Source organism: Pseudomonas sp. 1176_21, assembly GCF_052850635.1.
In genome coordinates this window covers 394,207-410,217 of record NZ_VXCV01000004.1, presented here as the reverse complement: position 1 = coordinate 410,217, position 16,011 = coordinate 394,207, and the positions used below count along the sequence as shown (strand labels likewise).

General features: G+C 64.8%; 15 protein-coding genes. 13 read left to right on the top strand and 2 right to left on the bottom strand.

Translation table 11 applies throughout. From position 1 onward, the window contains the following. Positions 1–21 precede the first annotated feature (21 nt). The 8 genes from FW760_RS12725 to FW760_RS12690 all read left to right on the top strand — a co-directional run bounded on the left by FW760_RS12725 (position 22) and on the right by FW760_RS12690 (position 9,015). Entirely contained in the window at positions 22–777 is a 756-nt protein-coding gene (locus FW760_RS12725) for a response regulator (protein ID WP_054915080.1), read from the top strand. A gap of 19 nt (positions 778–796) precedes the next feature. Further along, complete coding sequence (locus FW760_RS12720; protein ID WP_196933097.1) at positions 797–2,239, top strand: ATP-binding protein; 1,443 nt, start codon at positions 797–799, stop codon at positions 2,237–2,239. Between the two features lie 110 nt (positions 2,240–2,349). Next, complete coding sequence (locus FW760_RS12715; protein WP_043860388.1) at positions 2,350–3,612, top strand: ABC transporter substrate-binding protein; 1,263 nt, start codon at positions 2,350–2,352, stop codon at positions 3,610–3,612. Between the two features lie 127 nt (positions 3,613–3,739). Then, on the top strand, positions 3,740–4,648 hold the full coding sequence (locus FW760_RS12710) for a carbohydrate ABC transporter permease (RefSeq protein ID WP_043860389.1): 909 nt from the start codon (positions 3,740–3,742) through the stop codon (positions 4,646–4,648). Further along, positions 4,641–5,486 (top strand): carbohydrate ABC transporter permease, encoded by an 846-nt coding sequence (locus FW760_RS12705; protein ID WP_116052977.1) that lies wholly within the window; start codon positions 4,641–4,643, stop codon positions 5,484–5,486. The genes FW760_RS12710 and FW760_RS12705 overlap by 8 nt, the downstream gene beginning before the upstream one ends. A 3-nt stretch (positions 5,487–5,489) precedes the next feature. Beyond that, positions 5,490–6,650: an ABC transporter ATP-binding protein gene (locus FW760_RS12700; RefSeq protein ID WP_058541443.1), complete on the top strand. Its 1,161-nt coding sequence runs from the start codon at positions 5,490–5,492 to the stop codon at positions 6,648–6,650. Between the two features lie 89 nt (positions 6,651–6,739). Next, a complete protein-coding gene (locus FW760_RS12695) occupies positions 6,740–8,050 on the top strand; it encodes a carbohydrate porin (protein WP_370409066.1) in 1,311 nt (436 codons plus the stop codon). A 110-nt stretch (positions 8,051–8,160) separates the two neighbouring features. Then, a complete protein-coding gene (locus tag FW760_RS12690) occupies positions 8,161–9,015 on the top strand; it encodes a D-hexose-6-phosphate mutarotase (protein ID WP_043860393.1) in 855 nt (284 codons plus the stop codon). On the opposite strand, the gene hexR is transcribed toward FW760_RS12690, so the two are convergent. Beyond that, positions 9,008–9,868, bottom strand: a complete 861-nt coding sequence (hexR, locus tag FW760_RS12685; protein ID WP_173925072.1) for a DNA-binding transcriptional regulator HexR — start codon at positions 9,866–9,868, stop codon at positions 9,008–9,010. The genes FW760_RS12690 and hexR overlap by 8 nt on opposite strands. Positions 9,869–10,082: 214 nt before the next feature. On the opposite strand from hexR, the gene zwf reads away from it, so the two are divergent. From zwf to FW760_RS12660, 5 genes are all read left to right on the top strand, one after another. Further along, positions 10,083–11,549, top strand: coding sequence for a glucose-6-phosphate dehydrogenase (gene zwf / locus FW760_RS12680; RefSeq protein ID WP_116052980.1), 1,467 nt, complete (start codon positions 10,083–10,085; stop codon positions 11,547–11,549). Then, positions 11,536–12,249: a 6-phosphogluconolactonase gene (gene pgl / locus FW760_RS12675; RefSeq protein ID WP_054915075.1), complete on the top strand. Its 714-nt coding sequence runs from the start codon at positions 11,536–11,538 to the stop codon at positions 12,247–12,249. The genes zwf and pgl overlap by 14 nt, the downstream gene beginning before the upstream one ends. A 17-nt stretch (positions 12,250–12,266) precedes the next feature. After that, positions 12,267–12,941 (top strand): bifunctional 4-hydroxy-2-oxoglutarate aldolase/2-dehydro-3-deoxy-phosphogluconate aldolase, encoded by a 675-nt coding sequence (locus FW760_RS12670; RefSeq protein WP_043860397.1) that lies wholly within the window; start codon positions 12,267–12,269, stop codon positions 12,939–12,941. A gap of 176 nt (positions 12,942–13,117) precedes the next feature. Then, positions 13,118–13,852, top strand: coding sequence for a monalysin family beta-barrel pore-forming toxin (locus tag FW760_RS12665; protein WP_157811420.1), 735 nt, complete (start codon positions 13,118–13,120; stop codon positions 13,850–13,852). 10 nt (positions 13,853–13,862) lie between these two features. Continuing rightward, positions 13,863–14,597 carry a monalysin family beta-barrel pore-forming toxin gene (locus tag FW760_RS12660; RefSeq protein WP_043860399.1) on the top strand — a complete coding sequence of 245 codons (735 nt, stop codon included), beginning with the start codon at positions 13,863–13,865 and terminating at the stop codon, positions 14,595–14,597. A gap of 42 nt (positions 14,598–14,639) precedes the next feature. Here FW760_RS12660 and FW760_RS12655 read toward each other — a convergent pair whose 3' ends face one another. Beyond that, positions 14,640–16,010 carry a hypothetical protein gene (locus tag FW760_RS12655; RefSeq protein ID WP_054915073.1) on the bottom strand — a complete coding sequence of 457 codons (1,371 nt, stop codon included), beginning with the start codon at positions 16,008–16,010 and terminating at the stop codon, positions 14,640–14,642. Position 16,011: the final 1 nt, after the last annotated feature.

The following is a 16,011-nucleotide window of genomic DNA, read 5'->3' as shown; positions in this document are numbered from 1 at the left end:
TGGGAGCGGGCTTGACCCGCGATGGGGCCGCCAAGGAATGCACTGACAAGGACAACAACCGTGACCAAGTCGATTCTGCTGGTCGATGACGACCAGGACATCCGTGAACTGCTGCAGGCCTACCTGAGCAAATGCGGCTTCCAGGTGCAGGCCCAGGCCGATGGCCAGGGTTTTCGCCAGGCTCTGGACACACACGGCGCCGACCTGGTGATCCTCGATGTGATGCTGCCCGACGAAGACGGTTTCAGCCTGTGCCGCTGGGTGCGACAGCATCCGCGTCAGGCGCGGGTGCCGATCATCATGCTCACCGCCAGTTCCGACGAAACCGATCGCGTCATCGGCCTGGAACTGGGCGCCGACGATTACCTGGGCAAACCCTTCAGCCCCCGCGAGCTGCAAGCCCGCATCAAGGCCCTGCTGCGCCGCGCCGGCTTCATGCATGAACGCCCCGGCGGTGACGTGCTGACCTTCGACGAGTGGCGCCTGGATACGGTCAGCCACCGCCTGTTCCACCGCGACGGCGAAGAGGTGATCCTGTCTGGCGCCGATTTCGCCCTGCTCAAGCTGTTCCTCGACCACCCGCAACAGATCCTCGACCGCGACACCATCGGCAATGCCACCCGTGGTCGCGAGCCGATGCCGCTGGACCGTATCGTCGACATGGCGGTCAGCCGCCTGCGCCAGCGTCTGCGCGATACCGAAAAACCTCCGCGACTGATCCGCACCGTACGCGGCAGCGGCTACCTGCTGGCGGCCAGTGTTGCGCCCGCGCACTGAGCGGCGCTGGCGCCTGCCGCTGCCACGCTCACTGCTGGGGCGCATGCTGCTGCTGACCCTGCTGGTGGTGACGGCGGCCCAGGGGTTGTCCAGCGTGATCTGGGTGTCGCAGTTGCGCGCCAGCCAGCTCGAAGGGCTGCTGGCCAGCGCGCGCAGCCTGGCGCATTCGATGACCGCCAGCGTCAGTTACTTTCGTTCGCTGCCGCTGGCCTACCGGCCGCTGGTGCTGGACCAGCTGCGCAGCATGGGGGGCACGCGCTTCGTGGTGTCGCTCAATGACCGGCCGCTGGACATGCAGGTGCTGCCGGTGACCCCGCGCAAGCAGGCGGTGATCGAGGCGTTCGAGCAGGTACTGCACGAGCGCCTGGGCGAGCAGATGGAAATCTCGGTGGAGTTCGTCGGCCCCGAGCAACTGCGTCTGTTCAACAGCGGGCTCAAACTCGATGAACTGCCGCGCTCCTGGGCGCACTACTCGCTGACCCTGGAGCCGGTCAACCCGCCGGTGCTGGTGACCCAGATACGCCTGGGCGAGGGCGAATGGCTGTACATCGCCTCGCTGCTGCCCGAGCCCTACACCAGCCTCGAGGCCGAGGGCCTGCCGCGCCAGCAGGTGGGGTTCATCGCACTGACCAGTTTCTTTCTGCTGCTGTTCATCGGCCTGCTGGTGCATTGGCAGACCCGTCCGCTCAAGCGCCTGGCACGCGCGGCGCGGGAGCTGTCGCTGGGCGCCGACGCGCCGCCGGAGGTAGAGGGCGGCGGCAGCGAAGTGGTGGAGGTGGGGCGCGCCTTCAATGCCATGCGCGAACGCATCAGCCGCTACCTGACCGAGCGCAGCCAACTGTTCAGCGCGATCTCCCACGACCTGCGCACGCCGATCACGCGCCTGCGCCTGCGCGTCGAGCTGCTGGAGGATGAACAGCTGCAACACAAGTTCGGCCGTGACCTGGACGAGCTGGAGCTGCTGGTCAAGGGCGCCCTGCAGTGCGTGAAGGACACCGACATCCACGAGAACATCGAACCCATCGACCTCAACCAGGTGCTCGACTGCCTGGTGGAACCCTACCTGGCCAGTGCGCGCGTCACCGTGCAGGGCAGGGCGCTGGCGGCGTATCCGGGCAAGCCGCTGGCGCTCAAGCGCTGCATCGGCAACCTGATCGACAACGCGCTCAAGTACGGCGAGCGTGCGCACCTGCGCATCATCGACAGTGCCACCGGCTTCGTGCTGCAGGTGGACGACGAGGGCCCCGGCGTGCCGGAGCAGCGTCAGGAACAGGTGTTCGAGCCACATGTGCGCCTGGCCGGCCAGCAGCAGGGCTACGGGCTGGGGCTGGGCATCGCGCGCAACATCGCCCACAGCCACGGCGGCGAGGTGAGCCTGCGCAACCTGCGCGAAGGCGGCCTGCGGGTCACCCTGAGCCTGCCGCGCAGTGCGGGCCAGCGGGTGAATGTCACAGGTCGGTGACATTCGCGCATCCCTTCGTTACTTCTGCCGCCCCAGGGGGTGGCTAGACTTCGATTCACGCGCAAGCAGCATGACTTGCACCGGCATAACAACAAGAAAGGTTTCCCTTGATGAATGCGATCAATCGCCTCGCCGCCGTTGTTTCCCTTGCTTCCCTGTTGCCATTGAGCGCCCTGGCTGCCGAACCCGGCACGGTCGAGGTGACCCACTGGTGGACGTCCGGTGGCGAGAAGGCGGCCGTGGACACGCTGCGCAAGCAGATCGAACAGGACGGCTTTGTGTGGAAGGACAACGCCGTGGCCGGGGGCGGCGGCGCGGCCGCCATGACCGTGCTCAAGAGCCGCGCGGTGGCCGGCAACCCGCCAGCCGCTGCCCAGGTCAAGGGCCCGGACATCCAGGACTGGGGCGCGCTGGGCCTGCTGACCAACCTGGACGATGTGGCCAAGGCCAACGACTGGGACGCGCTGCTGCCCAGAAAGGTTGCCGACATCATGAAGTACGACGGTCATTACGTGGCCGTGCCGGTGAACATCCATCGGGTCAACTGGCTGTGGATCAACCCGCAGGTGTTCGCCAAGGCCGGGGCCAAGGTGCCGACCACCCTGGACGAACTGTTCGCCGCCGCCGACAAGCTCAAGGCTGCCGGCTTCGTGCCCCTGGCCCACGGCGGCCAGCCGTGGCAGGACAGTACCGTGTTCGAGGACGTGGTGCTGAGCATTCTCGGGCCCAAGGGCTACCACGCCGCCTTTGTCGAACTGGATGAAAAGACCCTGACCGGTGCGCAGATGATCAAGGCGTTCAGCACCTTGCAGCGCCTGGGCACCTACATGGACCCCAACCGTGCCGGGCGTGACTGGAACGTTGCGGCCGCCGAGGTCATCAACGGCAAGGCCGGCATGCAGATCATGGGCGACTGGGCCAAGAGCGAATGGACCGCTGCGGGCAAGATCGCCGGCAAGGACTACGAGTGCGTAGCATTTCCCGGTACCCAGGGCAGCTTTGCCTACAACATCGACTCGCTGGTGATGTTCAGGCTCAAGGACGAGAACGACATCAAGGCCCAGAACGACCTGGCCAAGGTGGCGCTGGAGCCGGCGTTCCAGACCGTGTTCAACCAGAACAAGGGGTCGCTGCCGGTACGCCAGGACATGGACATGGGCCCGTTCGATGCCTGCACGCAAAAGTCCGCCGCGGACTTCAAGGCGGCCGAGCAGGGCGATGGCCTGCAACCGAGCATGGCGCACAACATGGCCACCAGCCTGGCGGTGCAGGGCGCCATCTTCGATGTGGTGACCAACTTCCTCAACGACCCGAAGGCCGACCCGGCCAAGGCGGTCAAGCAGCTGGATTCGGCGATCAAGTCGGCTAAATGATCCGCTGAATCTTTCGGGCCTCATCGCGGGTCAAGCCCGCTTCCACAGGTACTGCGATGACTTTGTGGGAGCGGGCTTGACCCGCGATGCGGCGCAACGCGCCGCCTTTCCAACCGAGAACCTTCCGATGAGCACTATCGCCGTCCTCAACAAGGCCTCACCCCTCGACGCATTGCAACGCTGGCTGCCCCGACTGGTACTGGCGCCGAGCATGCTGATCGTGCTGGTGGGCTTCTACGGCTACATCCTGTGGACCTTCGTCCTGTCATTCACCAATTCAAGCTTCATGCCCAGCTACAAGTGGGTGGGCCTGGCCCAGTACGCCCGCCTGATGGACAACGACCGCTGGTGGGTCGCCAGCAAGAACCTGCTGCTGTTCGGCGGCATGTTCATCGGCATCAGCCTGGTGGTCGGCGTGCTGCTGGCGGTGCTGCTCGACCAGCGTATCCGCCGCGAAGGCTTTATCCGCACCGTCTACCTGTACCCCATGGCGCTGTCGATGATCGTCACCGGCACCGCCTGGAAATGGCTGCTCAACCCCGGCCTTGGCCTGGACAAGATGCTGCGCGACTGGGGCTGGGAAGGCTTTCGCCTGGACTGGCTGGTCGACCCCGACCGCGTGGTGTACTGCCTGGTGATTGCTGCCGTGTGGCAGGCCTCGGGGTTCGTCATGGCGCTGTTTCTGGCCGGGCTGCGCGGGGTCGACCCGTCGATCATCCGCGCAGCCCAGGTCGATGGCGCGAGCCTGCCGACCATCTACCTGCGCATCGTGCTGCCCAGCCTGCGCCCGGTGTTCTTCAGTGCATTGATGATTCTGGCGCACATCGCGATCAAGAGCTTCGACCTGGTGGCGGCAATGACCGCCGGTGGCCCGGGCTACGCTTCGGACCTGCCGGCGATGTTCATGTATTCGTTCACCTTCAGCCGCGGCCAGATGGGCATGGGCTCGGCCAGCGCGATCCTGATGCTGGGGGCGATCCTGGCGATCCTGGTGCCGTACCTGTATTCGGAACTCAGGAGCAAGCGCCATGAGTAGTTCACTTGCTGCTCGTCGACCGAGCCTGAGCCGCCTGGCGGTCTACGCCACCCTGATCGCGGCCTGCCTGGTGTACCTGGTGCCGCTGATCGTGATGCTGCTGACCAGCTTCAAGAGCCCCGACGACATCCGCACCGGCAACCTGCTGAGCTGGCCCGAGGTGGTCACCGGCATCGGCTGGGTCAAGGCCTGGGACGCGGTGGGCGGGTATTTCTGGAACTCGGTGAAGATCACCGTGCCGGCGGTGCTGATCTCCACCCTGGTGGGGGCGCTCAACGGCTACGTGCTGTCGATGTGGCGCTTTCGCGGCTCGCAGCTGTTCTTCGGGCTGCTGCTGTTCGGCTGCTTCCTGCCGTTCCAGACGGTGCTGCTGCCGGCCTCGTTCACCCTCGGCAAGCTGGGCCTGGCCAGTACCACCACCGGCCTGGTGCTGGTGCACATCGTGTACGGCCTGGCCTTCACCACGCTGTTTTTCCGCAACTACTACACCAGCGTGCCCCAGGCCCTGGTGCAGGCGGCGCGGCTGGATGGCGCGGGGTTCTTCACCATCTTCGGGCGCATCCTGCTGCCCATGTCGATCCCGATCATCATGGTGTGCCTGATCTGGCAGTTCACCCAGATCTGGAACGACTTTCTGTTCGGCGTGGTGTTCGCCAGTGGCGACGCGCAACCGATCACCGTGGCCCTCAACAACCTGGTCAACACCAGCACCGGGGCCAAGGAATACAACGTCGACATGGCGGCGGCGATGATCGCCGGGTTACCGACCCTGTTGGTCTATGTGCTGGCTGGCAAGTATTTCCTGCGTGGGCTCACCGCCGGCGCGGTCAAGGGGTAGAACATGGCAACGCTTGAATTGCGCAACGTCAACAAGACCTACGGCAGCGGCCTGCCGGACACGCTGAAGAACATCGAACTGAAGATCGGCTCGGGCGAGTTCCTGATCCTGGTGGGCCCCTCGGGCTGCGGCAAATCCACCCTCATGAACTGCATCGCGGGGCTGGAGCAGATCAGCGGCGGGGCGATTCTGGTGGACGACGCCGACATCAGTGGCATGAGCCCCAAGGATCGCGACATCGCCATGGTGTTCCAGTCGTATGCGCTGTACCCGACCATGAACGTGCGCGACAACATCGCCTTCGGCCTGAAGATTCGCAAGATGACCCCGGCGGCCATCGACGAGGAGGTGGCGCGGGTGGCCAAGCTACTGCAGATCGAGCACCTGCTGGGGCGCAAGCCCGGCCAGCTGTCCGGTGGGCAGCAGCAGCGCGTGGCCATGGGCCGGGCGCTGGCACGCCGGCCCAGGATCTACCTGTTCGACGAACCGCTGTCCAACCTCGACGCCAAGCTGCGGGTGGAGATGCGCACCGAGATCAAGCTGATGCACCAGCGCCTGAAGACCACCACGGTGTACGTGACCCACGACCAGATCGAGGCCATGACCCTGGGCGACAAGGTGGCGGTGATGAAGGATGGGCTGATCCAGCAGTTCGGCACCCCGCAGCAGATCTACAACGACCCGGCCAACCTGTTCGTGGCGAGTTTCATCGGCTCGCCGCCGATGAACTTCATACCCTTGCGCCTGCAACGCCAGGAGGGTCGCCTGCTGGCCCTGCTCGACAGCGGCCAGGGGCGCTGCGAGCTACCACTGGGCATCGGTGAGGCGGGGCTGGAGGCGCGCGAGGTGATCCTGGGCATTCGCCCGGAGCAGATCAGCCTGGCGGCGGTCGAAGGCAATGGCCTGCCGAGCATTCGCGCCCAGGTGCAGGTCACCGAGCCGACCGGGCCGGACACCCTGGTGTTCGTGACCCTCAACCAGACCAAGGTGTGCTGCCGACTGGCACCGGAGTTCGCGCCGCAGGTCGGCGAAAGCCTGAGCTTGCAGTTCGATCCTGCGCGGGTGCTGCTGTTCGATGCAGAAACGGGCGAACGGCTGGGGCGCGGGCGTGCACCGCTCGATACGGTCGGCACCGACAACATTGCCCAATTCAGGGGCCGCTGAATTCGTTGTAAAGCATGGACACCATCGAAAACAATAAGACGAGGACACAGGGGATGGATCATTTCAAACGTGTTTTGCCGCGGGGCTGCATGACCCTGCTGGCCGCCTTCGGGGTCAGTTGCGGGGCGCACGCTGCCGGCGCCTTCGACCCGGAGTCGAAGTGGATGAGTGGCGACTGGGGCGGCACACGCACCGAGTTGCTGGACAAGGGCTACGATTTTTCGCTGGATTACGTGGGCGAGGTTGCCGGCAACCTGAAGGGTGGCTACAACAACGACAAGACGGCGCGCTACAGCGACCAGTTCGCCCTGGGCGTGAAGATGGACCTGGAGAAGATCCTGGGTTGGCACGACGCCGAGTTCAAGCTGGCGATCACCGAGCGCAGCGGGCGCAACCTGTCCAACGACCGCATCAGCGACCCTCGGGCCGGGCAGTTCAGCTCGGTGCAGGAGGTGTGGGGCCGCGGGCAGACCTGGCGCCTGACCCAGATGTGGGTCAAGCAGACGTACTTCGACGGCAAGCTCGACCTCAAGGCGGGGCGCTTCGGCCCGGGCGAGGAGTTCAACAGCTTCCCCTGCGATTTCCAGAACCTGGCTTTCTGCGGCTCGCAGGTGGGCAACTGGGTGGGCAGCATCTGGTACAACTGGCCGGTCAGCCAGTGGGCGTTGCGCGCCAAATACAACCTCACGCCGGAGTTCTTCGCCCAGGTCGGGGTGTTCGAGCAGAACCCTTCGAACCTTGAGACGGGCAATGGCTTCAAGCTCAGCGGCAGCGGCACCAAGGGCATGATCCTGCCGGTGGAGCTGGTGTGGGCCCCCAGGGTCAACGGCCTGCCCGGCGAGTACCGCCTGGGTTACTACTACAGCACTGCCAAGGCCGATGACATCTACGAGGACGTCAATGGCCAACCCCAGGGCCTGACTGGCGCAGACCCCAAGTCGCATTCGAGCAAGCATGGCTGGTGGGTGGTGGCGCAGCAGCAGGTTACTGCGCACAACGGCGATGCCAATCGCGGCCTGAGCCTGTTCGCCAACTTTACCGTGCACGACAAGGCCACCAACGTGGTCGACAACTACCAGCAGGTGGGCATGGTGTACAAGGGCGCCTTCGATTCGCGGCCCAAGGACGACATCGGCTTCGGCGTGGCGCGCATTCATGTCAACGATGACGTGAAGAAGCGTGCGCAGCAGCTCAATGGGGTCAGCGGTATCGATGACTACAACGACATGGGCTTCGTGCCGATCCAGCGTACCGAGTACAACGCCGAGCTGTACTACGGCGTGCACGTGACCAACTGGCTGACCGTGCGCCCCAACCTTCAGTACATCCGTCACCCGGGCGGGGTGAGCGAGGTGGACAATGCGGTCGTCGCCGGGCTGAAGATTCAGTCGTCGTTCTGAGGGGATATGTTGTAAATTTACGCCAATTCGGCGTTTCGCCGGCAAGGTCGACTTCTGTAGGAGCCGGCGTTGCCGGCGAACAGGCCCCCTAACAACAAGAGTCCCGAAACATGTCCGAGCACCCGCTTCAACGCTTCTTCACCTCGCAGCGGCCGCGACCGACCTTCGAGTGGGAGCGTTACCAGCAGCGCGACGTGCTGATCATCGATCACCCCCAGTGCCAGGCGGTGTTCAGTCGCCAGGGCGCGCAACTGCTGCACTTCCAGCCCCGTGGCGAACGCCCGTGGCTGTGGTGCGCGGCGCAGTGGCCGCAGGTCGGCGCCATTCGTGGCGGTGTGCCGGTGTGCTGGCCCTGGTACGGCCGTCACCCCAGTGAAGACATGTGGCCGGCCCACGGCTGGGCGCGCCTGCTCGACTGGAAACTGATCGACAGCAGCGAAAGCGACGAGGGTGTGACCCTCACGTGGCGCCTGCAACTGTGCGACTGGCAGGTCGACCTGGTGGCCAACCTGGGCCAGCGCATGCAGTTGCAACTGAGCACCGAGCACCAGGACAGCCTGCCGTGCCAGTTGAGTCATGCTCTGCTGGCCTACTGGCGTATTAGTGACGTTTCCGAGATAGCGCTATCTGGGCTCGAGAATGCGAGGGGTTATGATCATCTGAGGCGTCAGGCATGCCAGCAGAAGGGCGCCTTGAAAGTGCAGGGCGGCTGTCAGCGGGTGTTCCAGAATGCTGCGACCCTGCAGGTCAACGATCCGGCCTGGCAGCGTCAGCTGTGCATCGATACCGGCGACAGCGACGACACCGTGGTGTGGCATCCAGGCAGCCGGCCGCTGATGGGCGTGAGCGGCAGCGAGACCCAGGGCTTCATCTGCGTCGAGGCCGCCAGTGGCAGCAGCGACAGCCTCAGCCTGGCGCCGGGGGAGCGGGCGCACCTGCAGTTGCAGGCGCATTCGCTCAATTGAGTTCGTCGTCGATCGGGTAGCGGCTGGCGTTGAGGCTTTCCTTGATCTTGCGCAGGTGCGGCTGGAAGTCCACGCCACGACGCAGGGTCATGCCGGTGGCCAGCACGTCGAGCACGGTCAGCTGGATGATGCGCGAGGTCATCGGCATGTAGATGTCGGTGTCTTCGGGCAGCGGGATGTTCAGGCTCAGGCTGCTGGCCTTGGCCAGTGGCGAGTCGGCAGCGGTGAGGCCGAGCACCGAGGCGCCGTTTTCCCGTGCCAGGCGCGCCACTTCGACCAGTTCGCGGGTGCGCCCGGTGTAGGAGATGATCACGAACAGCTCGCCGGTATGGGCCACCGAGGCCAGCATGCGCTGCATCAGCACGTCGGCATGCGCCGACACGGCGAGGTTGAAGCGGAAGAACTTGTGTTGTGCGTCCAGTGCCACCGGGGCCGAGGCGCCCAGGCCGAAGAAGTGGATCTGGCGCGCCTGGATCAGCATGTCGACGGCGCGGCTGACCAGTTGCGGGTCGAGCTGCTGGCAGGCACTGTCGAGCGAGGCGATGGCGCTGCCGAAGATCTTCTGGGTATAGGATGCAGGGTCGTCGTCGGCTTCTACCGCACGGCTGACATAGGCGGCGCCGCTGGCCAGGCTCTGCGCCAGTTGCAGCTTGAGCTCGGGGTAGCCGCTGACGCCGAACGAACGGCAGAAGCGGTTGACGGTGGGTTCGCTGACCTTGGCTGCCTGGGCCAGAGCCGCGATGCTGAAGCGCGTGGCTTGCTGCGGGTTGGCCAGGATGACTTCGGCGACTTTGCGCTCAGCCTTGTTCAGCTCGTCGAGGCGGCCCTGGATCTGCTCCAGGAGGTTTCGCACGCGGTCCATGGGGGTATGTCCTTGGGTCGGGGAGGCCGCCGGCTGCCACGGGCAGACGGCTTTTTAGGCGGTGGCCTATCGTACTGATGGCACGGTTGGCGCACCACTTGATTCTGTATACACGGCAATATGTTGTTAGTTTTACTACATTAGTCCTTGAAAACTGCGATTGAAACCGGTATTTCTACGTCAACTTGATAAAAGAACCAACATCATGGCTTCGATCACCGTTGAACCCTGCACCTTTGCCCTGTTCGGCGCCCTCGGCGACCTGGCGTTGCGCAAGCTGTTCCCGGCGCTGTACCAGCTCGATCGCGCGGGCCTGCTGAATGAGCAGACCCGCGTGCTGGCACTGGCCCGCGAAGCCGGCAGCCCGCAGGAGCACCTGGCGACGATCGAGGCGCACCTGCACAAGCACGTGGGCAGCGATATCGAGGCCCTGGCCCTGCAGCGCTTCATGGCGCGCCTGAGCTACCTGCATGTGGATTTTCTTCAGGCTCAGGACTACCCGGCGCTGCTCGAACAGGTACAACCCGACGCGCCACTGATCGCCTATTTCGCCACCGCCGCGGCGGTGTACGGCGGCATCTGCGAGAACCTCGACAAGGTCGGCCTGAGCGAGCGCACCCGCGTGGTGCTGGAAAAGCCCATCGGCCATGACCTGGAGTCGTCGCGCAGGGTCAATGACGCGGTGGCGCAGTACTTCCCCGAAAACCGCGTGTATCGCATCGACCATTACCTGGGCAAGGAGACGGTGCAGAACCTCATTGCCCTGCGCTTTGCCAACAGCCTGTTCGAAACCCAGTGGAACCAGAACTCCATCTCCCACGTGGAAATCACCGTGGCCGAGAAGGTCGGCATCGAGGGCCGCTGGGGCTACTTCGACAAGGCCGGGCAACTGCGCGACATGATCCAGAACCACCTGCTGCAGTTGCTGTGCCTGATCGCCATGGACCCGCCCAGCGACCTCTCGGCCGACAGCATTCGCGACGAGAAGGTCAAGGTGCTCAAGGCACTGGCACCGATCAGCGGCGAGGGCCTGAGCACCCAGGTGGTGCGTGGCCAGTACATAGCGGGCTATAGCGAGGGGCGGGCTGTGCCCGGCTACCTCGAGGAAGACAACTCCAATACCCAGAGCGACACCGAAACCTTCGTCGCGCTGCGGGCCGATATCCGCAACTGGCGCTGGGCCGGGGTGCCGTTCTACCTGCGCACCGGCAAGCGCATGCCGCAGAAACTGTCGCAGATCGTCATCCATTTCAAGGAGCCGCAGCACTACATCTTCGCGGCGGAACAACGTTTGCAGATCGGCAACAAGCTGATCATCCGCCTGCAGCCGGACGAAGGCATTTCGTTGCGGGTGATGACCAAGGAGCAGGGCCTGGACAAGGGCATGCAACTGCGCAGCGGCCCGTTGCAGCTGAATTTTTCCGATACCTGGCACAGCGCACGCATTCCGGATGCCTACGAGCGCCTGCTGCTGGAAGTGATGCGCGGCAACCAGAACCTGTTTGTACGCAAGGATGAAATCGAATATGCGTGGAAATGGTGCGACCAGTTGATCGCCGGCTGGAACCACGCCGGTGATGCGCCCAAGCCGTATGCGGCGGGCACCTGGGGGCCGATGAGCTCGATAGCACTGATTACCCGCGATGGGAGGGCATGGTATGGCGATATCTGAACTGCAACTGCCGGCGAGCGTGACGGCACATGAGTTTGCCGATGCGGCGCGCCTGGCCGAGGGCCTGGCTGTGGATGTGGCGCAGCGGTTGCGCACGGCGATGGACGAAAACGGCCAGGCCACCCTGGTGGTGTCGGGCGGGCGCAGCCCGGTGGCGTTCTTCCAGCGCCTGGCCAGGCAGCCGCTGGACTGGTCCAGGGTGGTGGTCAGCCTGGCGGACGAGCGCTGGGTGCCGGTGGAACATGCCGACAGCAATGCCGGCCTGGTGGCGCAGCACCTCTTGCAGGGCGAGGCCGCCAAGGCGCGGTTCGTCGGCCTGTACCGTCCCGCCGCGAGCCTCGAAGCCGCTGCCGAGCAGGCGGACCAGGCGCTTGCCCAGCTGCCGCCGATCGATGTGCTGGTGCTGGGCATGGGCGATGACGGTCACACCGCCTCGCTGTTTCCGGGCAGCCCCAACCTGGCCGAGGGCCTGCAGGCCCAGAGCCAGCGCCGGGTACTGCCGATGCTGGCGCCGAGCGTGCCGCATCAGCGCCTGACCCTGACCCGGCGTGTGCTGGCCGGTGCAGGTGCGACACTGTTGTCGGTGCAAGGGCCGGGCAAACTCGCTACCCTGCGCGCCGCGCTGGGCGGTGACGACCCGGCGCAGATGCCGATTCGCGCCTTTCTTCAAGACCCCCTGGAAATCTACTGGTGCCCATGAACCAAGGACACGCCGTTATGACAACCCTTGAACCTTCACAGCCGGGCATTTCCATGGCCGACAAGATTGCCCTGATCGACCGCATCTGCGGCCAGGCGCGCATTCTGCCGGTGATCACCATCGCCCGCGAGCAGGACATCCTGCCGCTGGCCGATGCGCTGGCGGCCGGGGGGCTGAAGACGCTCGAGGTGACGCTGCGTTCCGAACACGGCCTGACCGCCATCCGCCTGCTGCGCGAACAGCGCCCGGAGCTGTGCGTCGGAGCCGGTACGGTGCTCGACCGCAGCATGCTGGCGGCGGTGGAACAGGCCGGTGCGCAGTTCGTGGTCACGCCGGGGTGCACCCAGGACATCCTGGAGGCGGGGGTCGAGAGCCCGTTGCCACTGTTGCCGGGCATCAGCAGCGCCTCGGAGATCATGATGGGCTACGCGCTGGGCTATCGGCGCTTCAAGCTGTTCCCGGCCGAGATCAGCGGCGGGGCGGCGGCGATCAAGGCATTCGGCGGGCCGTTCGGCGAGGTGCGTTTCTGCCCCACCGGCGGGGTCAACCCGGGCAACGTCAAGCAGTACATGGCCCTGGCCAATGTGATGTGCGTGGGCGGAACCTGGATGCTCGACAGCAGCTGGATCAAGAACGGCGAGTGGGCACGCGTGCAGGCGTGCAGTGCCCAGGCGCTGGCGTTGCTGGACTAGAGAATTCGTTGTGTGCTGTACGGCTTTGAGGTGCGCTTGGTCGGCGCACCTTTTTTTTTGCCGGCGCCATTGACCGGCAAGGCCGCTGCCCATCCAGGAAGCACGTCCCGCTGCCGAGCCTGTCGCGGCCTCCCTAGTATCGAAAACTCATGGGTTTTCTGCAGGGAGTGCATACCTTGGACGACGAAATCGAACACGCTACAAATCCGCGACTCAGCGGCTACGCGGTCAAGACCGGGTCCTATTCGCTCGAGCGCCACCTGATCGGCGGCAAGCGCCTGGCACCCGGCTGCTGGGTCAACGGCAAGACCGTCTACGGCGATATCCGCATTGGCTCCAGTGCCTGGGCCACCTACACCCGACCGGTGTTCGCCTACCTGTCAGCGGTGGATACCCTGCGGCTCAACGGCCTGAGCAACCAGCGCCATGCCATCACCTTTGCCCAGGGCCACAGCAAGCAGTTCATCCGTGAAGTGGACGCGCCCTATTCGGTGTCGTCGGCCATCGAGCGGGTCAATATCCTCTCCAGCCTGCACACCGGCTTTGTCGACGACATCGCCTGGGGGGCGCCGAACGACAACCGCCTGACGCTGCTGCTGCCCGGCAGCGGGGTGTTCGCCATCTACCAGATGAACCTGGTGTATGCCCATTGCGCGACCTCGGCCGGACAGCTGAGCAAGGCGTTTCGCACCAGCAAGACGCTGGCCACGCAGGGGCGTACCGACCTGTACTTCCTGTCGGCCATCAGCACGGCCGTGTATGTGGCGGTGGCCGATGCCGCGGCCACCCCTCCGATTGCCTGGGATGCCCTGCAGCGCAAGGTGCTGACCGAAGGTTACGAGGTTGAATGCAATGCCGGCGCCTGGTCGTTCGATTTTTCCGCAAGCCAGAAGATTCACTACAAGTACTGAGGGAACCGTCATGAGTGAAGACAACGTGTTTGGCGCCGACTCCCCCGCACAGCGCGGGAGCTACCACATCGACAAGTACCTCTTTGGCGGTGACAAGGTACGCCAGGCCTGCTGGATAAAGGATGCCACCGAGTTCGGCCAGATGTTCGACGGCAAGCGCTGGTGGGACATGTATTCGGTGCCGGTTGCCGCTTACGTGGAGCATGTCGGCACCGTCCAGGTACCGAGCAACGGCGAGGATGAACGCACCTTCGAGGTCACCCATGGCTTTACCCGAAGCTTCAGCCGTACCACCGAAGTGTCTGGTGGCGTGCAGCTGGAATTCAAGGGCGTGGGGGTGAGTTCAGAGGTCCGGGTATCGTTCCAGGCTGCGCAAAGCTGGAACGACTCCACCACCCAGAAGCACACCCGCAAGCTGGTCGGCCCCGGGGTGTTCTATGCCTATCAGGTGCACATCCTGTATGCGCACTGTGTGATGGGCGCGTCGGAGATCGATTACTACTTCGAGCACAACAAGGTGCTGCCGATTCTCGATGCCAACGCGCAGGTGATGCGCGAAGACCTGATCTACCTGTCGTCGGTTGCCACCGACACGCTGGTCACGGTGCTGGAGGAGGCCTCGGTGGATCCGCTCGGCTGGGACGAACTGCAGAAAAAGGTGTTGTTCGAGCACTACAGTTCCCGGAAAAACGCGGGCTGCTGGCGCTTCGATTTCAGCGTGAACGAGCGCTACCCGCGCGGGTGATGCGCCGCGCTGGCCTGCGTCGGCAGGCCAGCGGGCATGCCATCAGAAGCTGTCCGAGGTCCTGAAGCCGCCGCCCCCGCTGCTGTCGGAGCTGGAGAAGCCGCCACTGCTGCTGGAGCTGCTGCTCGAACTGCTGGAACTGGAGCTGCTCCAGCTCGACCCCGAGCTGCTACTGCTGTACGAGCTGCGCTCGACGGCGACGCGCGGCACCAGTTCGCGGTGTTCGCGGATGGTCCCGACCAGATAGCCCAGGGTGACATCGCGGGTCATGTAGTCCGACAGCAGACGTTCGATGCCCAGCGTTGCCTTGTACTGATAGCCGTCGTCACGGAAGAAGTCGGTGCGCAGCGCGCGCTCCAGCTCCTTGGCCCGGTCATAGGACTGCTGGGCCAGGCCATGGGTCTGGCGCGCCTCGGCCAGTGCCCGTTCCACGCCGTCGACCTGCGGGTACAGCCGCTGCAGCTGCAAGGCGATCTGGTCGTCTGCGGTATCGGGGGTCTTCTTCACCTGCTCGAGCAGTTGCTCGATGCTCTTGGCCTGCAACTGGTCGGTGAGCCACTGGCGGGCACGCAGGTAGTGCGGGTCCTGGTTGTGGGTGAATGCGGTCAGTTGCGCGTGAATGTCGTTGGCCTGCTGCTTGCTGGCCACGGTCTGCTTGTACAACGCCTTGTGCGCTTCGCGCAGCGGCTCCATGCCTGCCTGCTGCTGGGCGTCGGCCAGTTGCTGGCCGGTGCTTTGCTCCAGCGCGGCAATGTGCGCGTCGCGTTCGAGCTGCAGTGCCTCGTTGCGCTGCTGCATGTTGAGCAGGTTCAGCTCGTTGCTGCGGTTGCCGCTGTAGTCGACCTGCCTGGCCAGCCAGCCATCGAGCCAGCGGCTGATGCGGCCCAACCGATACTGTTCGGTGCCGAAATCGCGATCACGCAGGAAGTGGTAGATCGGGTTGCGGCCGAACATCGGCAGCTTGTCGGCACACTCCTGGCGAATGTCGGCATACCCGGTGACGGTTTCGAGGTTGGCGGCGATGGCCTGTTCCAGCTGGTGCATCTGCGCCGTGTAGGTCGGGTCCTGGGCCAGTTGGTCGCGGGCCTGGCGGTCGAGGTCGTCGAGGCGCTCCTGTACCTGCGCGGTCGCCTCCAGCGACTGGGCGATCTGCTGCTCGACCTCCAGCAGTTGCTGGCGCAACTGCCCCTGGGCCAGCTGGCGTTCGTGCAGGGCCTGAACCACCTCGTCCTGCAGCGACGGGGCGTGCTCCAGCTGCAGGGTCGCGATGCTGCGCAGGCGGGTCAGGATGTCCTGTTCGAGCGCCATCTGGCGCTCGGTGGCACTGGCCAGTTGTTGTTCTGCGTCGCGCAGCACGTGCTCGAAACTGCGTGCATTGTCGGCGACGATACCGATGAGCTTGCTGGGTCTCATG

Coding starts and splice junctions, on each gene's coding strand:
- zwf (WP_116052980.1), top strand. CDS start 10,083: ATGGCTTCGATCACCGTTGAACCCTGCACCTTTGCCCTGTTCGGCGCC.
- FW760_RS12700 (WP_058541443.1), top strand. CDS start 5,490: ATGGCAACGCTTGAATTGCGCAACGTCAACAAGACCTACGGCAGCGGC.
- FW760_RS12695 (WP_370409066.1), top strand. CDS start 6,740: ATGACCCTGCTGGCCGCCTTCGGGGTCAGTTGCGGGGCGCACGCTGCC.
- FW760_RS12660 (WP_043860399.1), top strand. CDS start 13,863: ATGAGTGAAGACAACGTGTTTGGCGCCGACTCCCCCGCACAGCGCGGG.
- FW760_RS12690 (WP_043860393.1), top strand. CDS start 8,161: ATGTCCGAGCACCCGCTTCAACGCTTCTTCACCTCGCAGCGGCCGCGA.
- FW760_RS12725 (WP_054915080.1), top strand. CDS start 22: ATGGGGCCGCCAAGGAATGCACTGACAAGGACAACAACCGTGACCAAG.
- FW760_RS12710 (WP_043860389.1), top strand. CDS start 3,740: ATGAGCACTATCGCCGTCCTCAACAAGGCCTCACCCCTCGACGCATTG.
- FW760_RS12670 (WP_043860397.1), top strand. CDS start 12,267: ATGACAACCCTTGAACCTTCACAGCCGGGCATTTCCATGGCCGACAAG.
- FW760_RS12655 (WP_054915073.1), bottom strand. CDS start 16,010: ATGAGACCCAGCAAGCTCATCGGTATCGTCGCCGACAATGCACGCAGT.
- FW760_RS12705 (WP_116052977.1), top strand. CDS start 4,641: ATGAGTAGTTCACTTGCTGCTCGTCGACCGAGCCTGAGCCGCCTGGCG.
- pgl (WP_054915075.1), top strand. CDS start 11,536: ATGGCGATATCTGAACTGCAACTGCCGGCGAGCGTGACGGCACATGAG.
- FW760_RS12715 (WP_043860388.1), top strand. CDS start 2,350: ATGAATGCGATCAATCGCCTCGCCGCCGTTGTTTCCCTTGCTTCCCTG.